This window comes from Bacillus sp. LNXM65 (assembly GCF_002998575.1).
Lineage (GTDB): Bacteria > Bacillota > Bacilli > Bacillales > Bacillaceae > Bacillus.
On the sequence record NZ_PVRB01000001.1, the window covers coordinates 289,774 to 303,179 of the forward strand.

The 13,406-nt window shown below is 42.6% G+C and carries 13 protein-coding genes; all 13 read right to left on the reverse strand.

Annotated elements, in window-relative coordinates; translation table 11 throughout:
- Positions 1-69: 69 nt before the first annotated feature.
- A complete protein-coding gene (gene dapA, locus C6Y03_RS01405) occupies positions 70-936 on the reverse strand; it encodes a 4-hydroxy-tetrahydrodipicolinate synthase (protein ID WP_044142095.1) in 867 nt (288 codons plus the stop codon).
- A 30-nt stretch (positions 937-966) separates the two neighbouring features.
- Positions 967-2,181: an aspartate kinase gene (gene dapG, locus C6Y03_RS01410; protein ID WP_034662253.1), complete on the reverse strand. Its 1,215-nt coding sequence runs from the start codon at positions 2,179-2,181 to the stop codon at positions 967-969.
- A 92-nt stretch (positions 2,182-2,273) separates the two neighbouring features.
- A complete protein-coding gene (gene asd, locus C6Y03_RS01415) occupies positions 2,274-3,293 on the reverse strand; it encodes an aspartate-semialdehyde dehydrogenase (protein ID WP_034662256.1) in 1,020 nt (339 codons plus the stop codon).
- Between the two features lie 139 nt (positions 3,294-3,432).
- The gene (gene dpaB / locus C6Y03_RS01420) at positions 3,433-4,026 is read right to left on the reverse strand and encodes a dipicolinate synthase subunit B (protein WP_060596299.1); all 594 of its coding nucleotides are present in this window, start codon (positions 4,024-4,026) and stop codon (positions 3,433-3,435) included.
- Positions 4,023-4,925, reverse strand: coding sequence for a dipicolinic acid synthetase subunit A (dpaA, locus tag C6Y03_RS01425; protein ID WP_003212195.1), 903 nt, complete (start codon positions 4,923-4,925; stop codon positions 4,023-4,025). Before dpaA ends, dpaB begins: the two co-directional genes overlap by 4 nt.
- A gap of 123 nt (positions 4,926-5,048) precedes the next feature.
- On the reverse strand, positions 5,049-5,321 hold the full coding sequence (locus C6Y03_RS01430) for a YlmC/YmxH family sporulation protein (RefSeq protein WP_106038838.1): 273 nt from the start codon (positions 5,319-5,321) through the stop codon (positions 5,049-5,051).
- A 70-nt stretch (positions 5,322-5,391) separates the two neighbouring features.
- Positions 5,392-6,315 (reverse strand): aminoglycoside phosphotransferase family protein, encoded by a 924-nt coding sequence (locus C6Y03_RS01435; RefSeq protein WP_106038732.1) that lies wholly within the window; start codon positions 6,313-6,315, stop codon positions 5,392-5,394.
- A gap of 73 nt (positions 6,316-6,388) precedes the next feature.
- Positions 6,389-7,618: a M16 family metallopeptidase gene (locus C6Y03_RS01440; protein ID WP_106036798.1), complete on the reverse strand. Its 1,230-nt coding sequence runs from the start codon at positions 7,616-7,618 to the stop codon at positions 6,389-6,391.
- Positions 7,619-7,651: 33 nt separating this feature from the next.
- The gene (locus tag C6Y03_RS01445; RefSeq protein WP_223250457.1) at positions 7,652-8,545 is read right to left on the reverse strand and encodes a polysaccharide deacetylase family protein; all 894 of its coding nucleotides are present in this window, start codon (positions 8,543-8,545) and stop codon (positions 7,652-7,654) included.
- Positions 8,546-8,719: 174 nt separating this feature from the next.
- Positions 8,720-10,837 (reverse strand): polyribonucleotide nucleotidyltransferase, encoded by a 2,118-nt coding sequence (pnp, locus tag C6Y03_RS01450; protein WP_106038733.1) that lies wholly within the window; start codon positions 10,835-10,837, stop codon positions 8,720-8,722.
- Between the two features lie 181 nt (positions 10,838-11,018).
- A complete protein-coding gene (gene rpsO / locus C6Y03_RS01455) occupies positions 11,019-11,288 on the reverse strand; it encodes a 30S ribosomal protein S15 (protein WP_008354438.1) in 270 nt (89 codons plus the stop codon).
- A gap of 140 nt (positions 11,289-11,428) precedes the next feature.
- The gene (gene ribF / locus C6Y03_RS01460; RefSeq protein ID WP_106030864.1) at positions 11,429-12,394 is read right to left on the reverse strand and encodes a bifunctional riboflavin kinase/FAD synthetase; all 966 of its coding nucleotides are present in this window, start codon (positions 12,392-12,394) and stop codon (positions 11,429-11,431) included.
- Positions 12,395-12,412: 18 nt separating this feature from the next.
- Positions 12,413-13,342, reverse strand: a complete 930-nt coding sequence (truB, locus tag C6Y03_RS01465) for a tRNA pseudouridine(55) synthase TruB (protein WP_066030895.1) — start codon at positions 13,340-13,342, stop codon at positions 12,413-12,415.
- Positions 13,343-13,406: the final 64 nt, after the last annotated feature.

The window sequence follows — 13,406 nt, forward strand, 5'->3', positions numbered from 1 at the left end:
TTTATGTATAAAAAACGGTCATACTCAGGGACATCTGAGAATGACCGCTTACGAAATCTTTTGTTTTGATCAGCTGTTTAAGACGCTGCTTAAATCCAGTCTCTCTTCTTCTGACAAAGGTAAAAGCGGAAGACGAACAGATCCGACATCTAGTCCTTTCAGCTGAAGAGCTGTTTTGACAGGCGTTGGATTTGGCGCTGTGAAAAGCTGTTTCATGATTGGGAGCAGCTTTTGATGGATCAATGCGGCATTGGCCGTTTGACCTGAAGCATAGCTTTTCAGCATTTGCTGCATATCAAGCCCTACGATATGAGACGCCACAGAGACCACTCCTTTTGCACCAACAGATACAGCTGGAAGTGTTAAGCTGTCGTCACCTGAATATACATCGAAATCTTCTGGTGTCTCTGCAATGATTTTTGTCATGGCATCAAGATCACCGCTTGCTTCTTTGATCGCGACAATGTTAGGTATTTGCGCAAGTTTAATGGTTGTTTCTGGGGCTAATGACGCAACCGTTCTCCCTGGTACATTGTAAAGCATGACAGGAAGAGATGTAGACTCGGCAATGGCTTTAAAGTGTGCATACATGCCTTCCTGTGATGGCTTGTTGTAGTAAGGTACGACAAGCATCACTGCATCAACGCCCGCTTCTTCTGCTTTTTTCGTTAGTTTGATAGACGCATTTGTATTATTACTGCCTGTTCCTGCAATGATTTTACAACGACCATTTGCTAATTTCACCGATTGCTGAAAAAGAGCGACTTTTTCTTCAGTCGATAAAGTTGGCGATTCGCCTGTTGTCCCTGCAACGACTAAAGAGTCACTGCCGTTTTTTAATAAGTAATCAATGAGAATTGATAGCTTTTGGAAATCAATGTTGCCCTTTTTATCAAAAGGTGTAATCATAGCTGTTGCGATATTTCCGAAATTCATTTTTTTCACCTCATCATGATTCAATCACATTTATCTTGAAAGTTCAAACACTTCGTGCAGGGCATTGACAGCCGCTCTCATGTTTTCTTCGTTCACTAGCACCCAAATGGTTGTATGGCTGTCAGCCGATTGTAAAATCGGAATGTTTTGCTCGGATAGAGCCGATACAATTTTAGATGTGACACCTGGTACACCCATGATGCCTGCGCCAACAGCTGATACTTTTGCACAATTTGTTGTCACAATTGGCGTATAGCCAAGATCTTTTAGGATCGATGTTGCCTTTTCAGTCATTGCACCTGTCACTGTATACACAATCTCACTCGGTGTAATGTTGAAGAAGTCGACACTGATTTGTGCGTTAGCCATAGCCTTGAAGACCTCTGTTTGGACGCTGTACTGCCCTTCTTTTGCCGGGACCTTGATTTGCGTCACATCATTGACATGTGCAATACCCGTAATGAGGCGGTCGTACACATCATGGCTCATTTTATCTGAGTAGTGTGACGTGACGAGTGTGCCCTCATCATCAGAGTATGTTGAACGGACCCTCATTGGTACTTTTGCTTGCATCGCAATTTCGACAGCTCTCGGGTGAATGACTTTCGCCCCTTGATATGCAAGGTTGCAAATTTCCGTATATGTCACGACTCTGAGCGGCTTTGCATTTTCAACAATGCGGGGATCTGCTGTCATGACGCCTTCTACATCTGTAAAAATATCAATGAAGTCTGCCTGTAATGCAGCACCTAAAGCAGCTGCGGACGTATCACTGCCGCCTCGTCCGATTGTGGTCACGTCCCCATTTTTCGCAGCTCCTTGGAACCCAGCAACAACGACAACATCATGTTCAGACAGTGCCGCCTCGAGACGTTCACACTTCATATCAATAATTTTCGCACTCGTATGCTCCTTATCTGTCACAAAGCCCGCCTGTGCGCCTGTCATTGCTACAGCCTTTAGCCCGTTTTCATTCAGCATACTTGAAAACACAACAGCTGAAATATTCTCTCCGCAGGAAACGAGCAAGTCTTTTTCTCGATTTGTCATATGCTGCGCGCTGCCATAAAGCAGACCAAGCAGCGTATCTGTCGCATAAGGGTCGCCTTTTCGTCCCATTGCGGAAACGACGACAACCGACTTATAGCCTTTCTCTTTTGCCGATAAGATATGTGCAAGTGCCCTTTTTCTACCTTGATCATCTTTGACAGATGTACCGCCAAATTTTTGGACAATTATTTTCACTGTTTTCACTCCAAGTTCATTCTGACGTAACAGAAGAGAGCAGGCGAAAGATGCCTAACTCTCTTCTGTTCGTCCTCATCATCCATTGAATGTTAAACTAATTTTAATGCTTTTAAGCTTTCTGCAATTTGAACTGAGTTCCATGCAGCGCCTTTTAGCAGGTTATCAGATACAATCCACATATGGAACCCGTTTGGACGGTCCAAATCTTTCCGAATGCGGCCGACAAATACGTCGTTTTTTCCAACAGCATCTGCAGGCATTGGATAAATTTGCTGAGACGGATCATCTTGCAGTGTAATGCCTGGTGCATCTTTAAGAATTGACTTAATGTCGTCAACTGTTGCGTCATTTGATTCTAGTTCGACGTAGACAGATTCTGAATGTCCTGTTTCAATTGGAAGTCTCACACATGTTGCCGCTACTTCTAGCTCTGGCATATGCATAATTTTTTTCGTTTCGTTGATCATTTTCATTTCTTCAAATGTATAGCCATTGTCTTGGAATTTATCAATTTGCGGAATCGCATTAAATGCAATTTGATAAGGCATGACTTCCGGCTTTACATCTTCTTTATTTAAAATGGCTTGTGATTGGCTGTATAGTTCGTCAATGGCTTCATGTCCTGCACCTGATACGGCTTGGTAAGTGGACACGATGACTTTTTTCATGCCATACGCCTGACGAAGCGGTTCTAATGCCGCTACCATTTGAATCGTTGAACAGTTAGGGTTTGCAATGATTCCTTGATGGTCATGCAAGTCTTTTTCGTTTACCTCTGGTACGACAAGAGGGATGTTTTCGTCCATACGAAAAGCACTTGTGTTGTCTACAACAATCGCACCTCGTTTGACTGCTTCAGGAGCTAGCGCCTTGGAAACATTTCCTCCAGCACTGAATAATGCAATGTTCACTCCTTCAAAGCTTTCAGGTGTTGCTTCCTGAACGGTATACTCTTGACCTCTGAATGTCACTTTTGTTCCAGCAGAACGTTTTGAGGATAGTAGAGTCAGTGTATCCATTTCAAAATCTCTGTCAGCTAGTGTTTTTAACATTTGTTGACCGACAGCTCCAGTCGCTCCAACTACAGCTACATGCAATCCTCTTCCCATCAGTAAAACTCCTTCCGACCCATCCATGATTCTTTTCTTTCGGATGGCCATCCTATGACTTTTTACATTTTATTTTACCATAGAAAAGCAAGGCTTGAAGCATCTTTTTTGAATCTTTCATGATTTTCTAGTGAATCTATTATTCGTTTGCTCCAATTAAAATCGGCTGAATTTGTCTATGCTGGAGCGCCTCTTCTACTGTTTGAGAAAGCAAATCCATGTTTGCGACCATGGAGGTCGGTTTTTTAAATGGATCATCTTGGCCAAATGGAATAAAGAAAATATTCTTTGTCGACATCAGCCTCATCAGATTTGTACCATTTAAGCCTAGCGCATCATTTGTTGAAATTCCTAAAACGACAGGACGATGATTTCGAATGGTTGCTTTTGCAGCCATTAAAACAGGGCTGTCTGTCATGGCATTTGCGAATTTCGCCATCGAGTTCCCTGTTAATGGAGCAATGACCATACAATCAAGTGGCAGCTTAGGTCCGAGCGGCTCTGCTTTCACGATTGAGTCAATCGCCTTAAAACCAGTCAGCTTCTCAATCCGCTCAATCCAGTCAGCCCCATCTCCGAATCTTGTATTCGTACTCTGGACCGTATATGACACCACTGGACGCACTTCTGCTCCTTCTTTTACAAGTGCTTCGATTTGCGGATAAACAGCTTCGTACGTACAGTGGGAACCAGTTAAGCCAAAGCCGATTCTTTTCCCTTTTAATGTTGTCATGATTCCATCCCCCTTTTTTCCTCTGCAAGTTCACATAAGAGCCCAGAAAGCACTTTTGCAATGATTTGCCCTGCTGTCTTTGGTGCAACAATTCCCGGGAGTCCTGGTGCAAGAAGCGCCTTCACTCCGTGTTTTTGTGCAAAGTCAAAGTCTGTTCCCCCTGGGCGGGAGGCGATATCCAAAATGAGTGTCTTTGGTGTCATACTGACGATGACAGATGAATCTAATACAAGGCTTGGAATGGTATTGATGATGATATCTACATCCGTTACTTCTTCTTTTAACCGGTCCATTGAAAATGGATCGAGTCCCATTTCAAAGGCCCGCGCTAAATGCGCTGTATCTGCTGCCCCTACTTTTACGTCCGCACCGAGTGCCCGAAATGTGCGGGCAATGGTGAGTCCTGTTCTTCCGAGCCCGAGGACAGCAACACGTGATCCATGAATCGTATAATCCGTTTGCTGAATGGCCATCATGATAATCCCTTCAACTGTTGGAATAGAGTTATATATGGCAATATCATCTCGCTCAAACAGCTTCACAAGTTTTCGGTTCACCTGCTTTGCCAGATTGTCTAAGTACGTATTAGAAATACCTGAGTACAAGGTACAATGGGCAGGGGTTCTTTCTAAATATGTTGCTTCTAGTAAAACCTGTTCATTTGAGAAAACTGTCGCGACAACACCTTCATCCGTTGCCCCTGATACTGGCAGGATCATACTGTCTACCTGTTCGAATGGAAGTTCTGACATTTTTAGCTTTTCAGCCCCAATAAATCCGTGATCCAGCTGATCAAATCCAACCAAAAACACTTTGGCATGCTGCTGTGACAGCTTGCGAATAATTTCAAGCTGCCTTGCATCTCCCCCGATCACCGCAACCGTTAAACCGCTCAACATACTGACCGTTCACCTTCTTTATTTAAAAAAGTCTGTAATATTTTCTGAATCTCCCTTCTAGCATATGAGGAGAGGATTCAGCCTGTGAACAAATCGGAGAGAGAAAAGAAAAAGAGCACCCATTTATGATGGATGCTCTTTTTCTCCGGGTGGCTGAAGTGCTTCAGGCACATCGATTATGATCATATCTGATCCTATTTTTTGAATGTGATTCCACGGGACGCGGATGTCATTTCCTTGCTTTCGAAAGCCAAACCACTTCACCGAAGGTATGATGAGTGCTGTTATTTGACCGTCCAGTTCATTGATTTCAAGGTCGGTTTGTCCAAGCACGCCAAGCCGCTCCGCTCTTTTGATATCGACGATCTCTTTTCCTGACAGCTCACTTAGCCTCAAAATCGCATCACTTCCCTTCCGTATCATATATGCAGCCACAAGAAGAAATAGACCGTCCCGCTTTTTCAAGTTATGAATGATGCCAATTTGAATACCAAGCTGGTTTCAGTAGATGAAAGCGATCATGGTCTGCCAGCATTCTCTCCACTCGGTTCACCATTTCTTTTACATGTTTAGGGTCATAAGAAAGCGTCCATACAATAGAAGAAAAGCAGCTCATTGCTGTATAGATGGAAAAAAGAAGCCAAAAATCGTCTGTGGCCTGCGTACTTACATAGTAATCCAGTTGCCCTGCTGAAAACGGAATACTGCTTTCTCGACTAAATAAGGACAATTTATAAAAGTCATGAACCGGGTCACCCCAGTCAGATTGATCAAAATCAATCACGCCGGCATACTCACCTCCTTGAATGATAATATTCCCTAAATGAAAATCATCATGCTGGAACTGGTTCGGTCTCGCCTTTACCGCATCAGCATGTGATTTGATAAAATCTAATACGAATTGATCTTGAGCAAAAGTTACTCCACTTGATTGATAGGCATGTACATACCGTTCATGTTTCGCCATGACTCTCTCATCCCATGGCGCGACATGAGAAGGTGCGTGACATGTATGCATGAAACTCAGCTCTCTGCCTGCCCGCCTCCCGATTTCATACTGCTCTTCATTTGTGAGCAGATGGATGGATGCTCTAGCATTCTCTCCTTCAATCAAGGAGAAAATACGATAGGTACAGTTAAGTTCAGCATTCATTCCAATCTCCATCACTTCAGAACATAGAAGCCCTCGATCTTTTAACTTTCGCTGAACTGACGCTTTTCTTTTAAAGCTGGAATACGTTTTGAGGTTTGATAGCTTGAGCACTAGCTTTTCACTAGAGGATGTTGTGACGAGATAAGTACGGTTTCCTGAAAAGCCAGATGTCATCGGCTGGAAGGAGATGGCTTGTGTCAGAAGCGGAGAGAGGCGTTTCAGTTTTTCATGTTCCATGAAAGCAGTGCTCCCTTCTTCTTTATATACAATAAAACGGCAGACCTCTTAGAAGCCTGCCGTGTTGTTTACATTATGATGGCTGATCACCCGTCGGACTAATAAGCGAGAGCGCATAATCTTCTGTAAAGATTCGTTTTGATAAGTTATTCACGCCGTCTAATGTGACGTGGTTGATTTCGTCAATAATTTCATCGAGTGTACGATGTTTGCCAAGGAGCAGTTCATTTTTACCGTTTCGGCTCATCTTGCTGTTTGTGCTTTCAAGGCTGAGCATGAGGTTCCCTTTCATTTGCTCCTTAGAGTTTTCAAGCTCTTTTTGCGTGATTCCCTCACGTTTTAAGACGTCTAATGTTTGTAAGATGGTTTCAGAGAGCAGGTTTAACTGCTTCGCTCCAGTCCCGCCATAAATCGTCAGCATGCCGTTATCTGCAAATGAACTGTGATAGCTGAAAACGGAATAAGCGAGTCCTTTGTCTTCTCTTACATCCTGGAACAAGCGGCTGCTCATGCTTCCGCCAAGAACATTGTTTAAGACGATTAAGTCATAGATGCCTTTATCTCCAGCTGGGAGGCCATTAAAGCCCATGCATAGATGCGCTTGCTCTGTTTCCTTTTTGCGTGTGAGCTTGTCATAGTGAAATTGCGGCGCTTCTAAAGGCTGTTTTTTCCCTTTCGTTTCATACGAACCGAACAACTTTTCAACCTCTCGAATGAAGGTGTCATCCACATTCCCTGCAACAGAGATCACAACGCGGTCCGGCGTGTAGAATTCATCCATATAAGCTCTAAGAGAGCCTCCGTTAAAAGTAGAAAGTGTTTCTTCTGTTCCTAAAATCGGGAAGCCTAAAGAATGATCACCATAAATCGCTTTGCTCAACAGATCATGAACGATATCATCAGGTGTATCCTCATACATTTTGATTTCTTCATAGACTACATTTTTTTCTTTTTTCAGCTCTTCTTCATCAAAAGCGGAGTGGAAGAACATGTCGCTTAATACATCGAGGGCGTAGCCAGCATGTGAATCAAGCACCTTTGCATAGTAGCAAGTGTATTCTTTTGACGTAAAGGCATTCACTTGACCACCAATGCGGTCAAAGGATTCTGCGATATCACGTGCAGATCTCGTCTTTGTCCCTTTAAAGAACATATGCTCCAGAAAGTGTGAGATTCCATTAATTTCTGGTGTCTCATGTCTAGAACCAGTTCCAATCCAGACGCCAATTGCGACAGATCTTACAGTGGGATTGTTTTCAAGTACAATTCTTACTCCGTTTTGGCATGTATACGTTTTGACCAAGTTTTGCTCCTCCTATTCAACAAACAGATCGGATCACGGATGTCTTTTTTCACTTAGGAGGTCTGAAACCGTTCCTAATTCATATCCTCTTTCCTTAATTTGAGTGATAAGTGCGTCAAGACTTTTCGCCGTCGAATCTGTTGGATGCATTAATATCATCGCCCCATTGTGAATTTTCCCAAGCACCCGTTTTTGTAATATGTCTGGTGACGGTTTTTGCCAGTCAATGGTGTCTACCGTCCACATAATGGTTTCCATTCCTTCTTCAGCAGCGAGTTTCACTGTTTCTTCTTTAAAGCTGCCGCTAGGAGGGGCGAACCACTTCGGTTTTTTTCCAAGGGATTCTTCAATTTGACGATTCGTTTTGGTAATTTGCTCTAATGCTCGTTCTCTTGTCAGTGTGCGCATATCCGGGTGATTGTATGAATGGTTTCCAATTTCATGACCATCTGCCACGATTTTTTTAGCAAGATCCGTGCTTTTTTTCACCCATTTGCCCTCTAAGAAAAAGGTCGCCTTGACCTGATGCTTTTCCAGTGTCTTTAACATCTTGATTAAATGCTCGTCACCCCAAGCCACGTTGATGAGGAAAGCATTCATTTTTTTATCTGGATGTCCCTTGTAAATGGGCTCAGCACCAAGTTCGTGTAAATGAATAGAAGGTTTTGTTTCATTGAAAACAAGCAGCTTTTCATCAAATGACCCTTGTTTTTTCATTTTTTCATAAGAGGCATCGATATTGACTGTCTGTCCATTTAGACCAGGCATCTTTTTCCACACTTTATCAATCTTAGCATTTTGCGCCTTCACTTCATAGTCAGAAGACTTCGATTCAATCTCTTGATATAAAATATCTTTTGAAACAGATGCAACCTCAGCATGCTCTTTCATTGATTCAATATATGTAACAGCAGCCGGCTGCTTCATCGTTTGATATGACACGAGCAGTAAAAATACAAACACAATGAATGGTAACGTTTTTTTCAATGGCTGTCCCTCCCCTTTACCACAAATTATGATGGGGAGAAACAAGCTAGAACTATTGTTAGCGCAAGAAAAGAAAGAAGCCTGGTACGGATACCTGGCTTCTAACACATTTCATTAAGACTGTTTTTCTTCTTTTTCCTTTTCTTCACGTAAAACAGCTTTGCGAGAAAGGTTCACACGGCCTTGTTTATCGATTTCAGTGACTTTGACAAGTAATTCATCGCCAATCTTCACGACATCTTCTACTTTGCCTACACGGTCAAGCGCAAGCTCAGAAATATGAACAAGTCCATCTTTGCCGCTGAAGATTTCAAGGAAAGCACCGAATTTTTCAATGCGTTTTACTTTACCTAAGTAAAGTTGCCCCACTTCAACTTCTCTCACAAGATCTTCAATGATTTTCTTCGCTTTTTGGTTCATGTCTTCTTCTGTAGAAGAGATAAAGATTGTACCATCTTGTTCAATATCGATTTTCACACCGGTATCTTCAATGATTTTATTGATTTGTTTACCGCTTGGTCCAATGACATCACGAATTTTATCAGGATTGATCTTCATCGTTAAGATTTTTGGTGCATAACGAGACAATTCTCCTCTAGAAGCAGGAATCGTTGACAGCATGCTTTCTAAGATTTCCATTCTTCCTTTTTTCGCTTGTTGGAGAGCTTCCTCCAAGATGTCTTTTGATAGACCATCGATTTTGATATCCATTTGAAGCGCTGTTACACCTTTTGATGTACCGGCAACTTTAAAGTCCATATCGCCAAGTGCATCTTCCATTCCTTGAATGTCTGTCAGCACTGTGTAGTATTCACCAGATTTCACAAGCCCCATTGCAATCCCTGCAACTGGTGCTTTAATTGGAACACCCGCATCCATCATCGCAAGTGTGCTTGCGCAAATACTTGCTTGTGAAGTAGATCCATTTGATTCTAGTACCTCAGACACAAGGCGAACCGTATAAGGGAAATCTTTTTCAGATGGGATCACTGGTTCTAATGCACGTTCACCTAGCGCTCCATGTCCGATTTCACGGCGGCCTGGGCCACGCATTGGACCTGTCTCACCAACACTGAATTGCGGGAAGTTGTAATGGTGCATGAAGCGTTTCGATTCTTCAACGCCTAGACCGTCAAGAATTTGCACATCGCCAAGTGCACCTAATGTACAAATACTGAGCGCCTGTGTTTGTCCTCTTGTAAATAGACCTGAACCGTGCGTTCTTGGCAGAAGTCCTACTTCTGAAGAAAGTGGACGGATTTGATCTACACCGCGTCCATCTGGACGTACTTTCTCTTCAGTGATCAGACGGCGAACTTCATTTTTGACAAGCTTGTTTAATACATCCTTCGCTTGTTTAATCGTCGCTTCGTCGCGATCTTCTTCTTCAAATTTCTCAACCACAGCTTTTTTCACAGCACTGATTGCATCCTCACGTGCATGCTTCTCATGTACTTGAATCGCTTTCAGCAGGTCTGTTTCAGCAAGTGCTTTTACTTCGTCTGCTAACGTTTGATCTACTTCATATAAAGGAATATCGATTTTTGCTTTACCGACTGCCTTGACAATTTCCTCTTGGAATTCGATTAAGCGTTTGATCTCTTGGTGACCATACATGATGGCTTCAAGCATTGTTTCTTCTGGTACTTCATCAGCACCAGCTTCGACCATGTTGATCGCATCTTTTGTTCCAGCGACTACAAGGTTGATGTCACTTTGTTCAAGCTGCTCTACATTTGGATTGATGATCAGCTTTCCATCAACTCGTCCTACTGTAACGCCGGCGATTGGTCCCTCAAATGGAATGTCAGACACACATAATGCTAAAGATGAGCCAAACATTGCAGCCATTTCAGATGAACAATCTTGATCCACACTCATGACGATACTAATGACTTGTACTTCGTTTCTAAATCCATCTGCAAATAATGGACGGATTGGTCTGTCAATTAAGCGGCTCGCAAGGATCGCTTTTTCACTTGGACGGCCTTCTCTTTTAATGAAGCCTCCAGGAATTTTACCTACTGCGTATAATCTTTCTTCGTAGTTCACAGTGAGCGGGAAAAAATCAAGTGGTTTTGGTTCTTTAGAAGCTGTTGCTGAGCTAAGCACAGCTGTATCTCCGTAGCGTACGAGGACCGCTCCGTTTGCTTGCTTTGCAAGCTGGCCAGTTTCAACTGTCAGTTGACGTCCAGCCCAGTCTATGGTGAAGACATGTTTCTCTTGTCCCATTCTGAGAAAAACTCCTCTCTTATCTTGAAATTTTAGTTAATTCTTATTATGAACAAAATGATTTTCACATATCAATGTGAAAGGTGTATGTAGAAGGGTTTTTGCCATTCTTTCAACATTTTAACCATAAAATATTAGTGATTATACGATAAAAAAGCGGGAATCCTCCCGCTTTTTACGATTATCGACGTAAGCCTAGTTTGTTAATTAACTCACGGTAACGAGTTACGTCTTTATTACGTAGATACGTAAGAAGATTACGACGTCTACCTACCATTTTCAAAAGACCGCGACGTGAGTGGTGATCTTTCTTATGAGTACGTAAATGCTCGTTCAAGTTGTTAATTGATTCTGTTAGGACAGCGATCTGAACTTCTGGAGATCCAGTATCAGATTCGTGTGTTTTGAACTCATTAATTAATTGAGTTTTACGCTCTTGAGTAATAGCCATCCTGTTTCACCTCCAAATCATGTTAGCCCCATCTACCTCGCAACCGTCGGTGAAGTCGGCCTGCCAAGTAAGTGGTTTTAAAGCTACAGGAATAATCATACTAAAAATATGCTGAATTTGCAAATGGTAGAGCTGTTTTTCTAAGAATTTTTTGTTTGCCTTAGCTGATCTTGAAAAAACTGAATCGCTTCTTCTTTATCTTGACTGATTTGAGCCGTTAACTCCTGGATTCCGTTAAATTTTTGTTCACTGCGAATGCGTTTGAACCACTGTAATTTAATCGGTTCACCATATATTTCTTCGTTAAAATCAAAGAGGTTTACTTCAATGGCAGGCTGATCAGGGCGCTTTTCATAAAAGGTTGGTTTATAGCCAACGTTACAAACACCGTCATACACTTTGCCTTTGACTTCTGCTCTTACTGCATAAACCCCTGTTGGCGGAATAATGTATTCAGCAGATAAACCGACATTTGCAGTCGGAAAGCCGATCGTCCGTCCTCGCTTATCTCCATGAATGACAATACCGCGCAGCTGATAAGGTTTTCCTAAAAGCTCACTCACATATTCAACATCCCCATTTTTCAATGCGGAACGTATGAGTGTAGAGCTGACTTTTCGGTCTTGATTGGACAACTTAGGAACGATGGTGGCCGTGATACGCCCTTTTCCGTACTCATCGAATGTTTCCATTGTGCCTGCACCAAAACGGCCAAACGTAAAATCAAAACCGGCTACTGCGTGCTTCACATTCAGCTCATCCAAATATTGATCCACAAACTCTTGAGGAGACAGCGCTGCAAAGCTTTCGCTGAATTGCACAATGTATAAATAGTCAGCGCCCAGCTGTTCGATGAAATCAATTTTATCCTCAAGCGGTGTAATTAAGTCCTTTGGTTCACGTGCTTTTTGCAAAACATGTGATGGATGCGGATGAAAGGTCATGACTGCTAAAGCCAATCCTTCTTTTCTCGCAATTCTTTTCGCTGCGTCAATAACTTTTTGATGTCCGAGGTGAACACCGTCAAAATACCCTAAAGCCATAACAGACGGGTCTTGATCCTTTTGATTCAATGTATGTGGGTGTGAGATATGTATAGTCTTCACGAGATGGTCACCTTTTCTTTAAGATTGCTTGTCCTGAGATAAGATCTTCGCCGGCTTCATCAGATTCTGTTTGGTCGGGTGCTTCATATATATCGCCATACAGCGGCCTGAAGGAGCAAAGACAGCGACACGATCTTCCTCTGCGAAATGAGCGAATTCATCAGGCATTGGCAGGACTGCACCGTTTTCCACTTTACTTGCTAATGTATCATTTATCTCCCATTTCGGCAAATGATTGAGCGCGCGCTCGATCGGGACAAGGTGCTCATCTACTGCTCCTTCCTCGCTTATATTTCGGAGCTCATCAAGGGTGATGCATTCATCTAGTGTAAAATCACCTGACCCTGTGCGAATGAGATGTGACATATGGGCTGGAAACCCTAGTTTCTTTCCAATATCAACCGCTAAGGTTCTGACATACGTTCCTTTTGAGCATAAAACGGTGAATCTAAATGATACCTTCCCATTCTCAAATAAAGCAGGTGTTGTCCGCTCGATACGGTGAATCGTAATTTCACGGCTCGGCCGCTCAATTTCAATGCCTTCTCTTGCATATTCATAGAGTTTTTTTCCGCCAATTTTCACAGCAGAAAACATGGGAGGAATTTGTTCAATGGTTCCTTGAAACTGTTTCAGCACAGCATCAATTTCTTCTTCTGAGATGGGTTTTTGCACCTTTTCTTCTTCTACGATCTCACCTGTTTGGTCTTCTGTTGTTGTAGAAAAGCCAATCGTGATTTCTGCATCATACGTTTTCGATTTATCTGTTAAGTATTCGACAATCTTCGTTGCTCTTCCGATACAAATGGGCAGAACACCTGATACCTCCGGGTCGAGAGTGCCTGTATGTCCGACTTTTTTGGTATGCAAGATCTTTCTCACTTTGAACACACAGTCGTGAGAGGTCATTCCTCTTTCTTTATGTAATAAAAGAACACCATTTATCATCTGCGTTCTCTCCTTTCATAAACGATGAAAAAGGACAGACGATCATCGCCTATCCTTATTTCAA

Coding starts and splice junctions, on each gene's coding strand:
- dapA (WP_044142095.1), bottom strand. CDS start 936: ATGAATTTCGGAAATATCGCAACAGCTATGATTACACCTTTTGATAAA.
- asd (WP_034662256.1), bottom strand. CDS start 3,293: ATGGGAAGAGGATTGCATGTAGCTGTAGTTGGAGCGACTGGAGCTGTC.
- dpaB (WP_060596299.1), bottom strand. CDS start 4,026: ATGACAACATTAAAAGGGAAAAGAATCGGCTTTGGCTTAACTGGTTCC.
- dpaA (WP_003212195.1), bottom strand. CDS start 4,925: ATGTTGAGCGGTTTAACGGTTGCGGTGATCGGGGGAGATGCAAGGCAG.
- C6Y03_RS01435 (WP_106038732.1), bottom strand. CDS start 6,315: ATGGAACATGAAAAACTGAAACGCCTCTCTCCGCTTCTGACACAAGCC.
- C6Y03_RS01445 (WP_223250457.1), bottom strand. CDS start 8,545: ATGAAGCAGCCGGCTGCTGTTACATATATTGAATCAATGAAAGAGCAT.
- pnp (WP_106038733.1), bottom strand. CDS start 10,837: ATGGGACAAGAGAAACATGTCTTCACCATAGACTGGGCTGGACGTCAA.
- rpsO (WP_008354438.1), bottom strand. CDS start 11,288: ATGGCTATTACTCAAGAGCGTAAAACTCAATTAATTAATGAGTTCAAA.
- truB (WP_066030895.1), bottom strand. CDS start 13,342: ATGATAAATGGTGTTCTTTTATTACATAAAGAAAGAGGAATGACCTCT.